Source organism: Brucella sp. NBRC 113783 (assembly GCF_040372265.1).
GTDB lineage: Bacteria > Pseudomonadota > Alphaproteobacteria > Rhizobiales > Rhizobiaceae > Brucella > Brucella teleogrylli.
The window spans coordinates 494,831-514,012 of record NZ_BAABRX010000001.1; the positions used below are offsets into that span (position 1 = coordinate 494,831).

The following is a 19,182-nucleotide window of genomic DNA, read 5'->3' on the forward strand; positions in this document are numbered from 1 at the left end:
ATGAATGGGCGATTCGCTCCTTTTGACGGCACATTGATTCTATCTTGGGGGAATGCATGAATTCTCGCGTCCTTAAACTGACGGCGGCACTTTTTCTTGCAGGCGGACTTGCTGGCTGCTCTACTGTCGGCGGAACGTTCTACACAGCCTCTTACTCGTCGGTCACCGATGCTGGCTATGTGCTTCCCGCCATTCCGAGCGAAAAGATACCGGCGCAATATCGTCGCCAGATCGTGAAGTATCAGACCGATGAAGCCCCCGGCACCATCATCGTCGATACGCAAGCGAAGTTCCTCTATTACATCATGCCGGATGGCAAGGCGATGCGCTATGGCATCGGCGTCGGGCGTGAAGGCTTTGGCTGGTCGGGCACAGCCCGCGTTGCCATGAAGCGCGAATGGCCGACCTGGACGCCGCCATCGGCAATGATCAAGCGTCAGCCGGAACTGGCGAAGTTCCGCAATGGCATGGACCCGGGCCTCAAAAATCCGCTCGGCGCGCGTGCGCTCTATCTGTTCAACAAGGGTGGTGATACCGGCTATCGCCTGCACGGGACGCCGGAATGGTGGACCATCGGCAAAGCCATGTCGTCGGGCTGCATCCGCCTGATGAATCAGGATATCATCGATCTCTATGATCGTGCCGAACAGGGTGCAAAGGTCATCGTGAAGCAGTAAATAATACAATATCGGCGATACACGACATTAAAGTGGTGATCGTGTATCGCCGAACTTATTTTCAAATAGTTTAAAGTCTATTTTCAGAGCAGTGCGGGAAATATATCTGCATATTGCAGAATGACATCTGAAACGGAGTGCATAAAGTATCCATATGCCTCCTTTAGTTCTTCCAAGTCTGAACTGCCGATCGGTATATGAAACATCATGTCCTCTTTCTTGAAACATGAGTGAATCTATACTTTTTACGGGGCGCTGCAATCGCCATAGTTTGGTACACGATAAGTACCATGATATCGCTTATACTTAATATACGATATACGCCGGGACGGCGTTGAGCGCGGCGCTTTTATAAAAAAACGCCGGTCTGGCGATCCGGCGTTTTTCAGATTTCAGTTTGTGAGACCGATCAGATCTGTTCGACCTGCTGCACTTCCGGCACGAAGTGACGAAGCAGGTTCTGGATGCCGTGCTTCAGCGTCGCGGTCGAAGACGGGCAGCCCGAGCAGGCGCCCTTCATGTTGAGAAACACGGTGCCGTTTTCGAAGCCACGGAAAGTGATGTCGCCGCCATCCTGCGCCACGGCAGGGCGAACGCGGGTTTCGATCAGTTCCTTGATGGTTTCGACGATTTCGGTATCGGCCTCATCGAAGAATTCTTCATCGCCATGGGCGGCTGCGGCGTCTGCATTGGCGTTGCCAGCCATGGCCGAGGCGCCCGACATGAAATGTTCCATGATCGTGCCGAGGATCGCAGGCTTCAGGTGCTGCCATTCGCCATCGTCCTTGGTGACGGTAATGAAGTCATAGCCGAAGAAAACGCCGGTAACGCCCGGAACGGCGAACAGCTTGGCTGCCAGCGGCGACGTGTTGCCGGCGGATGAAGCATCGCGGAAATCGGCGGTGCCTTCCGGCATGACCACCTTCCCGGGCAGAAACTTCAGGGTCGCCGGATTGGGCGTGGTTTCAGTCTGGATGAACATGCCAGTTCTCCGCTTTCAATTTTGGAACTGTTCTAATAATAGCGAAACCGCGCGGAAACAAGGGCTGTCGCTCTCAGGCGCGTTTCAGTTGCTATCAATATAGGGTGATTGCACAACAGTTGCAAATTCGTCAGGCCGTGGCGAAAAGAGTGATTTTCGAGTACCGGAGCGGAACGTACTTAAAGGTACGTGAGCACCGGAAGCCTCGCATAATCCCGAAAAGTTGCAGACTTTTCGGATCAGATTATGCGAACGCAAAACTCAAAATTGCTCTTTGCAGCCCGGCATCACGAAGAATGCAACTGTTGCGTCAGGTCACCGCATCAATGTCGTCATCGGTCAACCCTGCGGGAACAACGGTGACGGGGATGGGAAACTGGGCGCGGCCAGCCAGCGATTGCACGAGAGGGCCGGGGCCTTCCTTGCCGGAACCGGCAGCGAGAACCAGAATGGCAATGTCCTGGTCTTCCTCGATCAGGCTGAGCAGCTCTTCCGCTGTCTGGCCTTCACGGATGCTAAGTTCGGGTTCGATGCCCTGATCTTCACGTACGACGGCGGCGAATTTTTCCAGCGCGGATCGCGCTCGATCCTGCGCTTCGGCACGCATGATTTCGCCGACGCCCAAAATTTGCTGGAAATCGGAGTCATCAATAACGAAAAGCAGAATGAGCGAGCCGCTCGTGTTTTTGGCACGGCGTGCGGCATAGGCGACAGCGCGCCCGCATTCGGGCGTTTCATCGATGACGGCGAGAAATTTGCGTCGGTGACCGGATTCCCGGCTTAGTCGTTTGGATACCATGGCCGCAATTTGCCATCAGGATTGGCCGCCTGCAAGCCAGCATTCTTTGCTATGGCCCTGAACAGCAGGCAATTTCACAAAAACAAGGGCGACCGCAAAAAACCAGTCGCCCTTGGTGACGCTGTTGAAAATCAGTTCTGCAACCAGCCGATAATGTCGCGCACATCGCGCATGGTCTTCTCGGCGATCACACCTGCGCGCTCGCCGCCGTCCCGCAAAACGCTGTCGATATGGGCCGGATCGGCCACCAGACGGCGCATTTCATGGGTGATCGGCGAAAGCTTCGTCACGGCCAGTTCGGCCAGTGCCGCCTTGAATTCCGAGAACTGGCGCCCGCCAAATTCGCCAAGGATATCTTCCTTCGACTGCGAGGCGAGAGCCGCATAGATTCCGACCAGATTGTCCGCTTCCGGACGACCGGACAGACCATCCAGTTCCGATGGCAGGCCATCGGAATCGGTCTTGGCCTTGCGGATCTTCTTGGTGATCGTTTCTTCGTCGTCGATCAGATTGATGCGCGACAGGTCCGACGGATCGGATTTCGACATTTTCTTGGTGCCGTCGCGCAGCGACATGATGCGCATAGCCGGACCCGAAATCATCGGTTCGGTCAGCGGGAAGAAGCCCGAAACCTTCTCGTCGCCCACCTGCATATCCACGCCGATGCCAAGCGATGCAATACGGTCGGAATAGTCATTGTTGAATTTTTGCGCGATATCGCGCGTCAGCTCCAGATGCTGCTTCTGGTCTTCGCCAACGGGCACGGCGGTGGCGCGATAGAGCAGAATGTCGGCAGCCATCAGGCTCGGATAGGCAAAGAGGCCCAGCGAAGCATTTTCGCGGTCCTTGCCGGCCTTGTCCTTGAACTGCGTCATACGGCTCATCCAGCCGATGCGCGCAATGCAGTTGAACACCCAGGCCAGTTCCGCATGCTGCATGACACGGCTCTGGTTAAAGACGATGCTCTTCTGCGGATCAATGCCGGAAGCCAGAAACGCCGCCGTCACTTCGCGGGTGGATTGCAGCAGTTCAGCCGGGTCGGGCGACACGGTCAGCGCGTGCATGTCCACGACGCAATAAATGCATTCTTGGGTCTTCTGGACCTCGACCCACCGCTTGATCGCCCCCAGATAATTGCCGAGGTGGAGATTTCCGGTCGGTTGGACGCCGGAGAAGACAAGCGGTTTGAACGTGCTCATGGTTCTATCCTAAAAATGAACCCCTGCCGGTGGAGAGCAGGGGGCTTTGATGATGTGGCGTGTTTTCGCAGAGACGCAGAGGCGTTTCAAGGACAATTATGCGTCACTCTCGGGCTCTTTCTTGACCGCGCCGCGTTTGACATTGCGGCGGATCATGCCGGTATTTGCACCGCCGAGACCGAAGGCGAGGCCGAAATAGACAATCATCGCGGCAATCACCATGGCGCAGACTGTTCCGGCTCGAACGACAAAGGGCGCAGCGGAAGAAAGCTCATAGGCGAAATGGCCGATGGCATAATGAATGCCAAACGCCATGACGCCCGCCGCGATCAACAGGCGCGGAATGCGGGTGAGAAGCGGAATATCCTGTCCCCAATGGCCGCGTTTCACGAGCGTTGCAAACAGCAGAACGGCATTGACCCAGCCAGCCACGATTTCTGCTGTGGCGATGCCGGTCGGGCCGAGACGCGGGAACAGCGTGATGGCAAGCGAAACATTCACCGCGACGGAAATGGCCGCGAAGATCATCGGCGTACGCGTATCCTCGCGGGCGAAGAAGCCCGGAATAAACGCCTTGATCAGCACGAAGGCGGGCAGACCAAGACCGTAGATCGCCAGAATGTTGGAGACGACGATTGTGGAATCGGGGCTGAATTTACCGCGCTCGAACAACAGCCGCACGATGGGTTCCGACATGACGAGAAGCGCTGCTGCTGCGGGAAGCGTAAGAAACAGCGTGAACTCGACCGAGCGGTTTTGCAGGTTCGAGGCTTCCTTCATGTGGCCACCACGCAAGGCGCGCGACAGTTCCGGCAACAACACGGTGGCAACCGCAATGCCCACGACGCCCAGCGGCAGCTGATAGATGCGGTCGGCATAGACCAGTGAGGAAACAGCTCCTTCCATGCCGGAAGCGATGTTGGTGTTGATGAGCAGGTTGATCTGCGTGATGCCCCCGGTGATTGCGGCGGGCAGCGCCAACACCAGCAGCCGCTTGACGTTGGCAGTCAGGCGCGGACGGCGAAAGCCAATCTTGATGCCCGCATTGCGCACCGCGAGCCAGACGATGGCGAGCTGCACCAGACCTGCCGCCATGACGCCCCAGGACAGGCCGTAGCCGACAGTCAATGGATCATGACCGCGCCACCAGGCAAAGGCCAGAACGCCGATCAGGATGATGTTGAGGAAGACAGGCGCTATCGCTGCCGCGAAATAGCGGTGCAGCGAGTTGAGCATGCCGCCCATCATCGCCGCCAGCGACATGCAGGCGAGATAGGGGAACATGATGGTGGCGAGCCGCACCGTGTTGTCGAACTTCACCGGATCGTCCATGAAGCCCGGCGCAATGACGGTGCGCACGATGAAGGGCATCGAAAGTTCCATCACGATGGTGATGAACAGCAACACCGTGAACAACACGCCGAACACTTCTTCGGAGAAGCGGCGGGCGCCGTCCATGCCGTTCTTTTCGATTTCCTTGGCGAAAAGCGGCACGAAGGCCGAGTTGAATGCGCCTTCGGCGAAAAGCCTGCGGAACGTGTTCGGAAAGCGGAATGCTGCGTTGAAAGCATCGGCCACCGGGCCGGTGCCGAGCGCTGCCGCCATGAACATCTCGCGGGTGAAGCCGAATATGCGGCTCATCAGCGTGCCGGATGCCACCGTGGCGAACTTTTTGACCAGACTCATGCTTTTGAGAAACCTAACTTATGCTGCCTGCGACGAGCGGCCATTGGCCTTGCTGCCGTTTTCGCCGCTGAGCAACGCAAGAACCTTGCGCCGGATATTGCCCTGGCGGGTGGCGTTTGAAATCTTGTGACCCACGAGGTCCGTTACATAAAAACTGTCGATGACCTTTTCGCCGAAGGTCGTGATATGCGCCGAAGCGATATCCAGCGAAAGGTCGGAAATAAGGCCAGTCAGTTCCGACAAAAGGCCGGGACGGTCCAGACCTTCCACTTCGATGACGGTGAACTTGTTCGACAGCGTGTTGTTGATCTCAACACGCGGTTCCACGGTGAAGGCCTTGGCGTTCTTCTTCGGCTTGGTGCGCTTGGCCAGCACGTCGGGCAGATGCGCCTTTCCGGAAAGCACGTCTTCGATAACCTTGCCCACGCGCTCGGCGCGGCGGCGTTCATCCTCATCCAGATCGAATTCGCGGCTGATCAGGATCGTATCGAGCGCGCGTCCGTCGCCGGTGGTGAAAATCTGCGCATCGACAATATTGCCGCCTGCGGCAGCGCAGGCGCCGGTGATGATCGACAAGAGGCGCGGATGGTCGGGCGCAAGAACGGTGATTTCCGTCACGGCTTCGAAGCTCTGTGGCTTGGCCATGGTGGCAAGCGCGCGGCCCGCCCGGTCGGCTTCGCGGATGAAATGGGCGTGGCGCACCTGATCGTCTAGGCTGACGGTCAGGAAATAATTGATGTAATGCAGGCCAAGATAGGCGTCGCGCTCAGGCGTTGGCCAGTCGGAAAGCTTTTCGGCCAGCGCTTCACGGGCCTGCCGGTCGCGGTCGGCGCGTGAAAGCTCGGAGAAACCGCCGGTCAGCACCAGTTCGGTTTCATAGAAAAGCGTGCGCAGAAGCTGGCCCTTCCAGCCGTTCCAGACACCGGGGCCGACGGCCTTGATATCGCAGACGGTCAGGATCAGGAGCAGCTTCAGCCGTTCCATGGTCTGCACCGTGTCGCCAAAGTCGATGATGGTCTTGCGGTCGTTGAGATCGCGCGACTGGGCCACCATGCTCATGGTCAGATGTTCGCGCACCAGCCATTCCACCGTCTCCGTCTCGGAAGGGGAGAGGCCGAAGCGCGGGCAAAGCTTGCGGGCAATGCGGGCACCGGCAATCGAATGATCTTCCGGGCGACCCTTGGCGATATCGTGCAGGAGAAGTGCCACATAGAGCAGATTGCGGTCGCGCTTGATCGTGGTGATCAGATGGTTGGAAAGCGGATGCTCGTTTTCCAGTTCGCCATGCTCGATTTCCGACAGCACGGCAATGCAGCGTAAGAGATGTTCGTCCACCGTATAGTGGTGATACATGTTGAACTGCATCATGGCGACGATCTTGCCGAAATCCGGGATGAACTTGCCCAGCACGCCGGATTCGTTCATGCGGCGCAGGATCAGTTCGGGATTGCGCGGCGATGTCAGAACGTCGAGGAAAAGCTTGTTGGCTTCGGGGTTCTCGCGCAGATCGGCATTGATAAGCTTCAGCGAGCGAGTCAGTTGCTGCATCGCTTCCGGGTGAAACTCCAGCCCATGCTTGTCGGCCAGCTGGAAGATGCGGATGATATTGACCGGATCTTCCGAAAACACGTCGGGGCGCGCGGTGTTGATGCGATGGTTTTCGGAGACGAAATAGCCATCGGTCGAAAGCTTGCGCTTGCGGCGCGAAAAGGTGAGGAAAATGCGGTTGAAGCCCGGCACATGCTTGGCCTGTTCCTCTTCCAGCGCGGCGCAGATGATGCGGGTCAGGTCGCCGACATCCTTGGCCACGAGGAAATAATGCTTCATGAAGCGCTCGACATGGTTCTGTCCGGGATGCGCGGTATAGCCAAGGCGCTGGGCGATTTCCGGCTGAATGTCGAAGGAAAGGCGCTCTTCCGCTTTCAGCGTGGCGAAATGCATGTGGCAGCGCACAGCCCAGAGAAAATCTTCCGCCTTGTTGAAGATGCGCAATTCGGCACGTGACAGCACGCCGAGCTTGACCAGCTCTTCCTTGGTTTTGACGCGATAGAAATATTTGGCGATCCAGAACAGCGTATGCAGATCGCGCTGGCCGCCTTTGCCTTCCTTGACATTGGGCTCCACCAGATAGCGCGTCTCGCCCGCCTTGCGGTGGCGTTCGTCGCGCTCGGCAAGCTTGGCCTGGATGAATTCGGGCCCGGTATCCTTGACGATTTCCTCATCGAAGCGGGAGACGAGCGCGGTGAACAGATCCTTGTTGCCGGTGAGAAAACGCGCATCGAGAATGGCGGTGCGGATCGTCATGTCTTCGCGCGACAGCCGGATGCACTCATCGATATTGCGTGTCGAGTTGCCGACTTTCAGCCCCATGTCCCAGAGCATGTAAAGCATATATTCGACGACCTGCTCGCCCCACGGCGTCTGCTTGTAGGGCAGCAGGAACAGAAGGTCGATGTCGGAACCCGGCGCCAGCCCGTTGCGCCCATAACCGCCGACTGCGACGATGGCCATGTTTTCCGCCTTGGACGGATTGACCATCGGATAGACCTTGGTGGTTGCAAATTCGAACAGCGCCTCAATCAGCGTGTCCATGAGGTAGGACAGGCGTCGGGCGCACAGTGTGCCGCCGCCATCCTTCATTAGCAGCCCTTCCGCATTGGCGCGGCCGCGCACCAGCGCATCTTTCAACGCGTGCAGAACCACCTTTCGCACCGGAAGGCTCGTATAGCTTTCGTCGGTCGAATCCGCCAGCTCATTGAGCTTGCGACGGAGCGTTTCGGGATTGACGATCTCTTCCAGCTTCAGGTCGTGTGCGCTCATGCGGCTTGCAGGTCCGGCTTTTCGGGAAAGGAATTGCGGTGACAAGACTATCCTATAGCGGCTTTTACAATGGATGAATATGCAAAAGGAAAGGCCGGGTTTCCCCGGCCTTTCTGTTTGTATTTTCTAATGTTCAATTGGTCGCGTTATAGGCCGCGATAGCCGCCATATTGACGATATCGGAATCCTTCGCGCCGATGCTGACGATCTGCGCCGGCTTGTCGAGACCGACCAAAAGCGGGCCAATAATGGTCGCGCCGCCCAGTTCCTGCAACATATTGGCGGCAATCGACGCCGAATGATTGTCTGGCGTTACGATGACATTGGCGGGACCCGACAGGCGGATGAACGGATATTGTTCCATCAGCTTGGGGTTCAGCGCCACATCAGCGCTCATTTCGCCGTCGAATTCGAAATCGACATGGCGCGTGTGAAGAATGCGCACCGCTTCCTGAATGCGGGCCGAGCTTTCGCCGCCCATATGGCCGAAGGTCGAGAACGCGGTGAGCGCAACGCGCGGCACATAGCCCATGCGACGCGCCATGCCTGCGGCTTCCACCGCAATATCGGCAAGCTCGTCGGCGGTCGGCTTTTCATGCACGGCCGTATCGGCGATGAACACGGTGCGACCGCGGCAGAGCGCGATGGAAACACCAACCACGCGATGGCCGGGCTTGGAATCGACCACGCGGCGCACATCTTCCAGGCCGACCGCGTAGTTGCGGGTCACGCCCGTCACCATGCCATCGGCATCGCCCAGCGCCACCATGCAGGCCGCGAAATGATTGCGGTCATTGTTGATGAGGCGGTGGCAATCGCGCGCCAGATAGCCCTTGCGCTGCAATTTCTCATAGAGATAGTCGGCATAGGCCGAATTGCGGCTGGAAAGGCGCGCATTGATGATCTCGATGCCGGGGCGGTCGAGGTCCATGCCTGCGGCTTTGGCAGTGTCCTTGATGCGCTCGTCGCGACCGACGAGAATGGCCGTGCCTAGCCCCTGATTCACATAGGAAACGGCGGCGCGCATGACCTGCTCTTCTTCACCTTCGGCAAAGACGATGCGCTTTGGCTGGCGACGCACACGCTCGTAAATCCCGCGCAGCGTCGAGGCGATCGGGTCGCGTCGCGCCGACAATTCGCTCTTGTAGCCTTCAAGGTCGGTGATGATGTGACCGGCAACGCCGGTTTCAATCGCGGCCTTGGCGACGGCTGCCGAAACGGAAGCGAGCAGACGCGGATCGAACGGCACCGGAATGATATAGCTCGGGCCGAAGCGCGGGCGGCTGCCCTGATAGGCGGCGACCACATCGTCCGGCACATCTTCGCGGGCAAGCTCCGCCAGAGCATTGACGGCGGCGATCTTCATCGCGTCGTTGATCGTCGTGGCGCGCACGTCGAGCGCACCGCGGAAGATGTAAGGGAAGCCAAGCACATTGTTGACCTGGTTCGGATAGTCCGAACGACCGGTGGCGACGATGGCGTCATCGCGAATGCGGGCGACTTCTTCCGGGGTGATTTCCGGGTCGGGGTTGGCCATCGCGAAGATGATCGGATTGGGCGCCATGGCGCGCACCATCTCTTCGGTCAGGGCACCCTTGGCCGAGAGGCCGAAGAACACATCCGCATCTTTCAGCGCATCGGTCAGCGAACGGCGGTCGGTCTTGACCGCATGCGCCGATTTCCACTGGTTCATGCCTTCTTCACGGCCCTGATAGACGACGCCCTTGGTGTCGCATAGGATGATGTTTTCCGGCGCAAAGCCCATGGCCTTGATCAGCTCGATACAGGCGATGCCCGCGGAACCTGCGCCATTGCAGACGAGCTTGGTCGTCTTCATGTCGCGTCCGGTCAGATGCAGCGAATTGATCAGACCGGCGGCAGCGATGATCGCGGTGCCATGCTGGTCGTCGTGGAAAACCGGAATGTCCATCAGCTCGCGCAGGCGCTGCTCGATGATGAAGCAGTCTGGCGCCTTGATGTCTTCCAGATTGATGCCCCCGAAGGAGGGCCCAAGATAACGCACAGCGTTGATGAAGGCGTCGATATCGGTCGTATCGATTTCAAGATCGATGGAATCGACATCGGCAAAGCGCTTGAACAGAACGGCCTTGCCTTCCATGACCGGCTTCGACGCCAGTGCGCCGAGATTGCCGAGGCCGAGAATGGCGGTGCCGTTGGAAATGACGGCGACGAGATTGCCCTTGGCCGTATAGTCATAGGCGCGCGCGGCGTCTTCCGCGATGGCCTTGACCGGCACGGCCACGCCCGGCGAATAGGCCAGCGACAGGTCGCGCTGGGTGGTCATCGGTTTTGTAGGGTTGATTTCCAGCTTGCCGGGGCGGCCCTGCGCGTGAAAGTCGAGCGCTTCTTTCTCACTGGCTGTGGGTGTGCGTTCTGGCGTGTTGCCCTTCGGCGTCGAGACTGGCATGTTCCCTCCGGAATCTTGTGCGGTCGCATTCGATAGCGCCAGTCTGGAAATGTGTAAACAGCGCTTTTGGGAATAGTTATTCATTCAAAAGCGAACGAATGCGTAATTTAATAACTTTGGTCGTGCAAAACACGCAACAAAATAAGGTTTTATAGCATGGACGTGCGGGGCGAAAACGACAAGCCGGAAGCGGAAGAAAATGCCGCACAGGAAACGGTTGTCCGTCTCACGCCCATGATGGAGCAGTATATCGAGATCAAGGCGGCGAATGTTGATTCGCTCCTGTTCTATCGCATGGGTGATTTTTACGAGCTGTTCTTCGACGATGCGGTGGAAGCGTCGGGCGCACTTGGCATCACGCTGACCAAGCGCGGCAAGCATCTGGGCGAAGACATTCCCATGTGCGGCGTGCCGGTCCATGCCGCCGACGATTATCTGCAAAAGCTCATTGCCAAGGGCTATCGCGTCGCCGTCTGTGAACAGGTGGAAGACCCGGCGGAAGCCAAAAAGCGCGGCTCGAAATCCGTGGTGCGCCGCGACGTGATCCGTCTGGTGACGCCCGGTACGCTGACGGAAGAAAAACTGCTTGATCCGTCGGAGGCCAATTTCCTGATGGCGCTTGGCCGCACCAAGGGAGACGGCGCGCTGGCGCTTGCCTGGATCGACATTTCCACGGGCACATTCCGCGTGGCGGAAACGACGGAAGAGCGGCTTTTTGCCGATATCATGCGCGTCGATCCGCGCGAGCTGGTGGTGGCCGATACGGCGTTTCACGATCCCGAATTGCGCCCGGCTTTCGATCTGGTCGGCAAGGCGGTGTCACCGCAGCCGGCAACCCTGTTCGACAGTGCGGCTGCGCAGGCGCGCATCCAGCGCTATTACGATGTGGCGACGCTGGACGGTTTCGGCCAGTTCAGCCGCTCGGAACTATCGGCCATTTCCGGCGCCATCGCCTATATCGAAAAGACGCAGATTGCCGAGCGTCCGCCGCTGATGCGGCCGGAGCGCGAGCATGAAGGCGGCACGATCTTCATCGACCCCGCCACGCGCGCCAGTCTGGAACTGGTCCGCACCATGTCGGGCAATCGCGATGGCAGCCTGCTCAAATCCATCGACCGCACGGTCACTGGCGGCGGGGCGCGGCTTCTGGCGGAGCGGCTCACCGCGCCGCTGACCGATCCCAAGGCAATCGCATTGCGGCTTGATTCCGTGTCGTCCTTTCTCAGCGAGCAGACGCTTTGCAACGGAATGCGGGCAGAGCTGAAAGGTGTGCCCGACATGCCGCGCGCGCTGTCGCGTCTGGCAGTGGGGCGCGGTGGTCCACGTGATCTGGGCGCGTTGCAGCGCGGTTTTGAGGCAGCGGGCACGCTGGTCTCGCTGTTGGAAGGCGCGCTTTTGCCGGAAGAGCTGGCTGCGGCGCGGGATGCGCTCGACGCCATGCCTGCGGCTTTTGCCGTGCATATCGACCGGGCGCTGGCCGACGAGCTGCCGCTGTTGAAGCGCGACGGCGGTTTCGTGCGCGAGGGCTACAACACCGAACTGGATGAAATGCGCGCCTTGCGCGACCAGTCCCGCCGGGTGATCGCCGGTTTGCAGGCTGACTATATCGAGGAAACCGGCATCAAGTCGCTGAAGATCAAGCACAACAATGTGCTTGGCTATTTCATCGAAGTGACGGCGAATAATTCCGGCGCGATGACCGATACGGATGCCGCCAAGGGGCGCTTCATCCATCGTCAGACCATGGCCAATGCCATGCGTTTCACGACGACGGAACTGGCCGCGCTTGAAAGCAAGATCGCCAATGCCGCCGACCGCGCGCTTTCTATCGAACTCGCCATCTTCGAAGAACTGACGGCGGAAGCCGTCTCTCATGCCGATGCGATCCGCGCTGCTGCAGCCGCACTTTCGGTGTTTGACGTTTCGGCAGCGCTTGCCGTGCTGGCCGAGGAACAGGGCTATTGCCGCCCGATGGTCGATGACAGCCTGTCCTTCAACATCGTGGCCGGTCGCCATCCGGTGGTGGAACAGGCGCTGCGCCGTCAGGCGGCCAATCCATTTGTTGCCAATGATTGCGATCTCTCGCCGCAAAGCGACGCTGGCAATGGCGCGATCTGGTTGCTGACCGGGCCGAATATGGGCGGTAAATCGACCTTCCTGCGCCAGAATGCGCTGATCGCGATCCTCGCCCAGATGGGTTCCTTCGTGCCTGCCGGCGCCGCGCAGATTGGTGTGGTGGACCGGCTGTTCAGCCGCGTCGGCGCTTCCGACGATCTGGCGCGCGGACGCTCGACCTTCATGGTCGAAATGGTGGAAACGGCGGCAATCCTCAATCAGGCGGGCGAACGTTCGCTGGTCATCCTCGATGAGATCGGTCGTGGCACTGCCACCTTCGACGGGCTTTCCATCGCCTGGGCAGCGGTGGAATATCTGCATGAGAAGAACCGCTGCCGGGCTTTGTTCGCGACTCACTTCCACGAGATGACCGCACTTTCGGAAAAGCTGGAGCGGCTTTCCAATGTCACGATGCGGGTCAAGGAATGGGACAATGATGTCGTCTTCCTGCATGAAGTGGCCAAGGGGGCTGCCGACCGGTCCTATGGCGTTCAGGTGGCACGGCTGGCCGGTCTGCCGGAAGCAGTCGTCAACCGCGCGCGTGATGTGCTGCACCAGTTGGAAGCTGGCGAAACATCCGGCAAAGCCGACAAACTGATCGACGATCTGCCGCTCTTCTCCGTTGTGCTGCAACAGGAAAAGCCGAAGCCGCAGGCATCGGCAAAGGACAGCGAACTGGCAAGGGCGGTGGCAGGCATCAGCCCCGACGAGCTGACGCCCCGTGAAGCGCTCGACCTGATCTATAAGCTGAAGGAACTGGCCGGGAAGGCGTGAGGGCTTTCTGAAGCCTCGCCCTTCGATCCTTCGACGGGCTCAGGATCAGGCTATGCTCCGCACCTCAGGGTGAGGGCGTCGAGTTTTTCTGCGAAGGGTATCCAGATGGTTTCCCCTCATTCTGAGGAGGCCCGTAGGGCCGTCTCGAAGGGCGAGGGGAAATAGCTACAGACTACACGAAGCGGTTTGCTTCAGCGCCGTAATAGGTGATGTAGCGGCTGGAGATGCGCTCAATCGGCAGAATGATGAACACATCGGTTGTGCCGAAGGCCTCATCGATCACCGCGCCGTCGCCGATCATCGCGCCGAGACGCAGATATCCCTTGACCAGTGGCGGCATGGAGAACAGCGCAACCTTGTTGTTGATCGCTTCCTTCGGCATCAGGTCCATCGGCTGATAGCGATGCGGCAGTGCGCGCACATCCCAGTCGGACGTGGCGCGGCAATTCTGGTGCAGGAACGACAGGCCGAGTGCGTGGGCGGCAGGAACCGCGCCATGAAACGAAGCGCAGCCGAACATGACGTCAATCGAATGGCGGCGGCAATAGGCCCATGCGCCCTGCCACAGCAGCTCGACGGTGCGCTTTGAACGATATTCCGCCTTCACGCAGGAGCGGCCAAGCTCAAGCAGCTTGAGATTGGGGCGGGACAGCGCCAGGCGCTGCACGTCATATTCATCCGCCGAATAGAAACCGAGCGCCTTGTCGGCCTGATCGCTGCGCATCAGCCGGTAAGTGCCGACGATCTGCTGGTGCTCGGGGACCGGCAGGGCCGTGTCATAGACGAGAAGGTGATCGCAGATCGTGTCGAAACGGTCGGCATCGCGAAGCTCCACGGCCTCGATGGATTCCTTGCGCGCGCCCATTTCCTCGAAGAACACGCGGAACCGAAGTTCCTGCGCGGCCTCGATGGCCTCACGGGAGTTTGCAAGTCGCACTTCCAGCGAGCCGATACGTCCGAGAACGATCGGGTCTTCACCGGTTGCGAATAGCGCCTGTTGTGCTTCTAAGCCTGACATGACCGTATCATCAATGATTTGCTGGCCCATTCCAAGCAGTACTGTCATGATGATTCGCTCCTGATTTGTCTATTCACGTATTCCTGAACCTTTTCCCACCGATTAGGCAGTGGAATCGGCCTTCTCATTTATAGGTCGGCGGCGCAGCCTGAACTGCATCTGGCCGACGTACTAGAGAGCGAGTGCTACGTGAGGATGACAGAAGCGTGTCACCAATGTGTCATTTCGGCTGGGCGCCGCTTATCCCCTTCAAAAGTCTTTAAAATTACAGCCTTCACGTTATGCGAAAGCCCAATAACGATCAAGTTACCCGGGTGCCCGCAATATATTGGGCGTCATATGAGTGGCTTATCGGGCAGCGCGTTCGCGCCGCCAGCCGAGGAATTCTTCCAGAATGATCAGCGCCGCGCCGATGGTGATAAAGGTGTCGGCAAGATTGAAGACAGCAAACGACCATGTCGGCAGGTGGAACAGGATATAATCCACCACATAGCCATGCATCACGCGGTCGATCAGATTGCCGATGGCGCCGCCGATCACTAGTGCAAAACCATAGCGCGCAAAGACGCGGTCATGCGCATTGGTCCACCAGAGATAAAGCACGAAGACGATGACCGCAGCTGTCAACGCCACCAAACCCCAATCGTGCAGCCCGGCGAGCATGGAGAAGGCGATGCCTTCATTATGCGTGCGAAACAGCGCCAGAAACGGCAGCAGGTCGATCTGCTGGGCGTAGTCCATGCGGGTTTCGACCAGATGCTTGACGCCCTGATCAATCAGAACCGTGAGAATGACGACGAAAAGCGAGGACAGAACCGCGTGGCGCTTCATGACTAACCTCTTTCGTCGAGGGTAAGCGCCTCACGGCGGATTTCATAGAGCATGACGCCGGTGGCGATGGCGAGATTGAGCGAATCGGCGCGGCCTGCCTGCGGAATGCGCGCAAGCTTGTCGCATGCATTGGCGAGATTGTCCGGCAGGCCCTGCTGCTCATTGCCCATCATCAGCACGACAGGCTTGTTGGCATAGGGAATGGTGCGGTAATCGACAGCGCCCTTCAGATGCGTGCCGACGATCAGACCGGAGAAACCCTTGCGCCAGTTGAGGAAGTCATTTTCCGTCGTCTTGTAGAGCGGTACGGAAAAGACCGAACCCATGGTGGCGCGCACGGTTTCGAGCGAATAGGGATCGGTGGTGTCACCGATCAGGATGACGCCTTTTGCCCCGACAGCATCGGCGGTGCGGATGACCGTGCCGAGATTGCCCGGATCGCGCACGCGGTCGAGCGCGATATAGACATCATTATGCTTGGGCCTGAGGCTCGCCAAATGCTGGTATTGCTGTTCGAAAACGCCAACCACCACCTGGGGATTGTCGCGGCGGGTGATCGCGGCAATCACCTTTTCGGTCACTTCCAGCACCAGTCCGCCCTTGGCGAAGGTGCGGGCGGCGACCTGCTCGACCATTTTGTTGCCCTTGCCTGATTTGGCGAAAACCAGCGTCTTGATGCGCCAGTCCTGCTCCAGCGCGTCGATGACGAGCTTCAGCCCTTCGGCGAGGAACACGCCCTGCTGATCGCGGAATTTCTTCAGCGCCAGCGAGCGCAAATCCTTGACGATCGGGTTGGTCAGGCTGGTGACTTCCTTCACCTGACCGACTTTGGAGTGCCCACCTGAATGATCACCGCGCGAACCGCTGTTTCTGGAAAAATCGTCGTTACGGCTCATTTGGCTACCCAGCGGCTGAACATGGATGTTGAAAGCGCGCGCCCAGCAGAACGCTCACGCAGAATAAGTTCGCCCGATTCGACTGTGCCGCCAAGGCCGGTGAAGCGGTCGCGCATCAGCTCATGAATCGCGAAAAACGATGCGCGGATCGAATAGGCGGTCAGGATCACGGCGAGCGGCTTCGGCGTCAGGATCGAACGGCACGTATCGACCATGGCGGGCAGATGCTCGAACAACTGCCAGACTTCGCCGCTCGGTCCGCGCCCGTAGGCGGGCGGGTCAAGCAGGATAATGTCGTAGAAACTGCCACGGCGTTCTTCGCGCGCCACAAATTTCATCGCGTCTTCGCAAATCCAGCGGATCGGCTTGTCCGACAGGCCCGCCATTTCCTGATTTTCGCGCGCCCAGATGATGGCTTTTTTCGACGCGTCCACATGAGTGACTTCCGCACCGGCGCGGGCTGCAACCAGCGAGGCAACGCCCGTATAGCCGAACAGGTTCAGCACCTTCACGTTGCGTCCGGATTTCACGCCATCGCGGATAAGGCCATCCATGAAAGACCAGTGCGCGGCCTGTTCGGGAAATACGCCGACATGGCGGAAAGAGGTGAAGCGACCGTGGAAGGAAATGCCGTCATGCTGCATCGGCCATGTTTCGCCGAGCGGCACTTTCGGGAACGCCCAGCGTCCGATGCCTTCCTCGTCCGTATTGCCGGTGAAGACCGCATCGGCCTGATCCCATTCCTTTTGCGGCAGGCTGGGCAGCCAGATCGCCTGACCTTCCGGGCGAACGATGCGGTAGGGACCGTATTGCTCAAGCTTCAGCCCGTTGCCGCTGTCGAGCAGCGCATAATCGGCGGACGGTTCTGTTTCGAGGATGACCGGGAGTTTCTCGCCCGGGCGAGGGCCGGTATAGGGCTTGATTTCGCGCTGCGGGGCGGCGGGACGTTCGCGTTCTTCGGCGGCTACCGGCTTTGGCGCTGCCTTGGCAAATTGCGGACGCGGCTTTTTGAACGCCTGGCCTTTACCCGGATTGGCGGATTCAAACTTGTTTTCATGACGCGGCGCATCATGCTTCGCGCGTTCAAAACCGCGATCCTGTTTGCCACCCGACGGCTTTTTGCCTTTTCCCTTTGGCGCTTTCACCCGAAACTCCAATCACAGTGATTGCGGTCTAGGTAGGATAAACAAGGCCGGTGTGGAAGGGGAAAACGACGTTCTTTCCCGTGCGCAGGCCTTTTCAGGACCGGAAAACCCGGAAGTTTCGCTTCCGGGCTTGCGAAGAGGGGGCGTTTCAGGTGTTCGCGACCGATGTGTTGCGCCTCTCGGCGGCTTCTGCACGTTCCAGCAGACGGGCTGCTTCCTGCTTGCTGTCACGGACGCGGCGACGGTGCTTGCCCTGCGTCAACCAGGTCACCGCAGAGCCGATCACCACGCCGACGAGCAGCGCGCCAAACAGCCAGACGAACAGCGGCGCGCTGTAGGACAAGGCCGGATTGCCCGGATTGAAGGGATCAACCGTCAGGACCGTGGACGCACGATTGGCAACCGACAGCGCGATCAGAATGACCGCGAGCGGGACCAGAATGACGATTGCGACAATACGTTTTGCCAGCATGATCTTCTATCAGACGGCGCCGTTGAGACGGTCGCGCAGCTCCTTGCCGGTCTTGAAGAAGGGAACCCACTTTTCTTCCACATCCACCGTTTCGCCGGTGCGCGGGTTGCGACCACTGCGGGCGGGGCGGTTCTTGACCGAAAAAGCGCCGAAGCCACGCAGCTCGACGCGGTTGCCGTCCGCGAGTGCATTGGTGATCTCGTCGAAAACCGCGCCGACGATGTTTTCGACATCGCGCTGAAAGAGATGCGGATTGCGGCTGGCGATAATCTGAACGAGTTCCGATTTGATCACGGCTTTACCCCTGTTTCCTGTTATGTGCTGTCAGGCCTTGACGCCGGACATTGTTAGTTTGCTGAATTTGCATCTGGCGTTCCGTCAACGTGCCAAACCGAGAGAAGTCCGTCAAGAAAGATGCGATCCTTTGCTATCCCCTTGAGCATACTATCGGCTTCCTGCGGCAGACCGATCAGCCGCGCACCGGCATGGATGATGAGATCGCGCAGCGAAAAACCCGTTTCGGAGTTGACCGGCTTCCATTCAAGGCGTGGCAAGGTGGTGGAAACGCCCTTGGTGCCAAGCCAGGCCACGGCTTCGTCCTCACCGCCAAGCCCATCGATAAGTTTTTTCTCCAGCGCCTGACGGCCTGTGAAAACCGCGCCATTGGCGAGCGCCAGCGCCTGTTCATGCGTAAACGAGCGGCGCTTTTCCACAATGTCCACGAACCAGGCATAGGAATCCATGATCATGTTGCGGATCATGCCCTTGGCTTCGTCGCTGGCCGGGCTGAAATAATTGGGTTCCGCTTTCAGCGGCGCGGATTTGATGGTTTCGACTTTGACGCCGATTGTGTCGAGAAGCTTGGAAAGGTCGGGATACTGGAACAGCACGCCGATGGAGCCGATGATGGAGGTCTGCCGCGCCACGATATGGTCCGAAGCGCTGGCGATCATATAACCGGCAGACGCCGCCAGCGTGCCGACCTGCGTGACGACCGGCTTTTTCTCGGCGATCTTGCGCACGGCTTCAAAAATCGCTTCGCCGCCCACCGTTGTGCCGCCGGGCGAATCGAGAACCAGAATCACGCCCTTCACCGCATCGTTCTTGGCGATCCGGTCGAGACGCTTCAGAAGCTCCTCATTCTCGAAAATGGTGCCTTCGATGCGCACCTTGGCGATATGCGGCTGGGTGAGATTGGCGCCGCGCATCGACCATGAGGCGAAACCGGCGATCAGAACGGCGAGCAGAAGCAGAAAAGCCACGCGCCAGACGGTCAGCTTGCGGCGCAGCTTTCGTCTTTCGATCAGTGCCTCGGCGTCCTGGGCCATTTTTGTCCATCC

Annotated in this window: 15 protein-coding genes; 2 read left to right on the top strand and 13 right to left on the bottom strand. The window is 58.9% G+C overall.

The features are described from left to right. Positions 1-56: 56 nt before the first annotated feature. Positions 57-677, top strand: coding sequence for a L,D-transpeptidase (locus tag ABWW11_RS02270; protein ID WP_109368169.1), 621 nt, complete (start codon positions 57-59; stop codon positions 675-677). 409 nt (positions 678-1,086) lie between these two features. Here ABWW11_RS02270 and ABWW11_RS02275 read toward each other — a convergent pair whose 3' ends face one another. The 6 genes from ABWW11_RS02275 to ABWW11_RS02300 form a co-directional block, all read right to left on the bottom strand. Continuing rightward, complete coding sequence (locus ABWW11_RS02275; protein ID WP_109368170.1) at positions 1,087-1,659, bottom strand: NifU family protein; 573 nt, start codon at positions 1,657-1,659, stop codon at positions 1,087-1,089. A gap of 310 nt (positions 1,660-1,969) precedes the next feature. Further along, positions 1,970-2,458: a universal stress protein gene (locus tag ABWW11_RS02280; protein ID WP_109368171.1), complete on the bottom strand. Its 489-nt coding sequence runs from the start codon at positions 2,456-2,458 to the stop codon at positions 1,970-1,972. Positions 2,459-2,589: 131 nt separating this feature from the next. Next, positions 2,590-3,657, bottom strand: a complete 1,068-nt coding sequence (trpS, locus tag ABWW11_RS02285; RefSeq protein ID WP_109368172.1) for a tryptophan--tRNA ligase — start codon at positions 3,655-3,657, stop codon at positions 2,590-2,592. A 96-nt stretch (positions 3,658-3,753) separates the two neighbouring features. Further along, on the bottom strand, positions 3,754-5,343 hold the full coding sequence (gene murJ / locus ABWW11_RS02290) for a murein biosynthesis integral membrane protein MurJ (RefSeq protein ID WP_109368173.1): 1,590 nt from the start codon (positions 5,341-5,343) through the stop codon (positions 3,754-3,756). 18 nt (positions 5,344-5,361) lie between these two features. Next, positions 5,362-8,163, bottom strand: coding sequence for a [protein-PII] uridylyltransferase (locus tag ABWW11_RS02295; RefSeq protein ID WP_109368174.1), 2,802 nt, complete (start codon positions 8,161-8,163; stop codon positions 5,362-5,364). A gap of 133 nt (positions 8,164-8,296) precedes the next feature. Next, positions 8,297-10,591: an NADP-dependent malic enzyme gene (locus ABWW11_RS02300; RefSeq protein WP_109368175.1), complete on the bottom strand. Its 2,295-nt coding sequence runs from the start codon at positions 10,589-10,591 to the stop codon at positions 8,297-8,299. 156 nt (positions 10,592-10,747) lie between these two features. On the opposite strand from ABWW11_RS02300, the gene mutS reads away from it, so the two are divergent. Then, positions 10,748-13,480: a DNA mismatch repair protein MutS gene (gene mutS / locus ABWW11_RS02305; protein WP_109368176.1), complete on the top strand. Its 2,733-nt coding sequence runs from the start codon at positions 10,748-10,750 to the stop codon at positions 13,478-13,480. Positions 13,481-13,652: 172 nt separating this feature from the next. Here mutS and olsB read toward each other — a convergent pair whose 3' ends face one another. From olsB to sppA, 7 genes are all read right to left on the bottom strand, one after another. Next, the gene (gene olsB, locus ABWW11_RS02310) at positions 13,653-14,546 is read right to left on the bottom strand and encodes a l-ornithine N(alpha)-acyltransferase (protein ID WP_181376067.1); all 894 of its coding nucleotides are present in this window, start codon (positions 14,544-14,546) and stop codon (positions 13,653-13,655) included. Between the two features lie 300 nt (positions 14,547-14,846). Then, positions 14,847-15,329, bottom strand: a complete 483-nt coding sequence (gene lspA / locus ABWW11_RS02315; protein WP_109368177.1) for a signal peptidase II — start codon at positions 15,327-15,329, stop codon at positions 14,847-14,849. A 2-nt stretch (positions 15,330-15,331) separates the two neighbouring features. Beyond that, positions 15,332-16,225 (bottom strand): TrmH family RNA methyltransferase, encoded by an 894-nt coding sequence (locus ABWW11_RS02320; protein WP_109368178.1) that lies wholly within the window; start codon positions 16,223-16,225, stop codon positions 15,332-15,334. Next, positions 16,222-17,370: an RsmD family RNA methyltransferase gene (locus ABWW11_RS02325; RefSeq protein ID WP_109368179.1), complete on the bottom strand. Its 1,149-nt coding sequence runs from the start codon at positions 17,368-17,370 to the stop codon at positions 16,222-16,224. The genes ABWW11_RS02320 and ABWW11_RS02325 overlap by 4 nt, the downstream gene beginning before the upstream one ends. A gap of 148 nt (positions 17,371-17,518) precedes the next feature. Then, positions 17,519-17,842, bottom strand: coding sequence for a lipopolysaccharide assembly protein LapA domain-containing protein (locus ABWW11_RS02330; RefSeq protein WP_109368180.1), 324 nt, complete (start codon positions 17,840-17,842; stop codon positions 17,519-17,521). A 9-nt stretch (positions 17,843-17,851) separates the two neighbouring features. Continuing rightward, the gene (locus ABWW11_RS02335; protein WP_061344837.1) at positions 17,852-18,136 is read right to left on the bottom strand and encodes an integration host factor subunit beta; all 285 of its coding nucleotides are present in this window, start codon (positions 18,134-18,136) and stop codon (positions 17,852-17,854) included. 53 nt (positions 18,137-18,189) lie between these two features. Further along, on the bottom strand, positions 18,190-19,170 hold the full coding sequence (sppA, locus tag ABWW11_RS02340; RefSeq protein ID WP_109368181.1) for a signal peptide peptidase SppA: 981 nt from the start codon (positions 19,168-19,170) through the stop codon (positions 18,190-18,192). Positions 19,171-19,182: the final 12 nt, after the last annotated feature.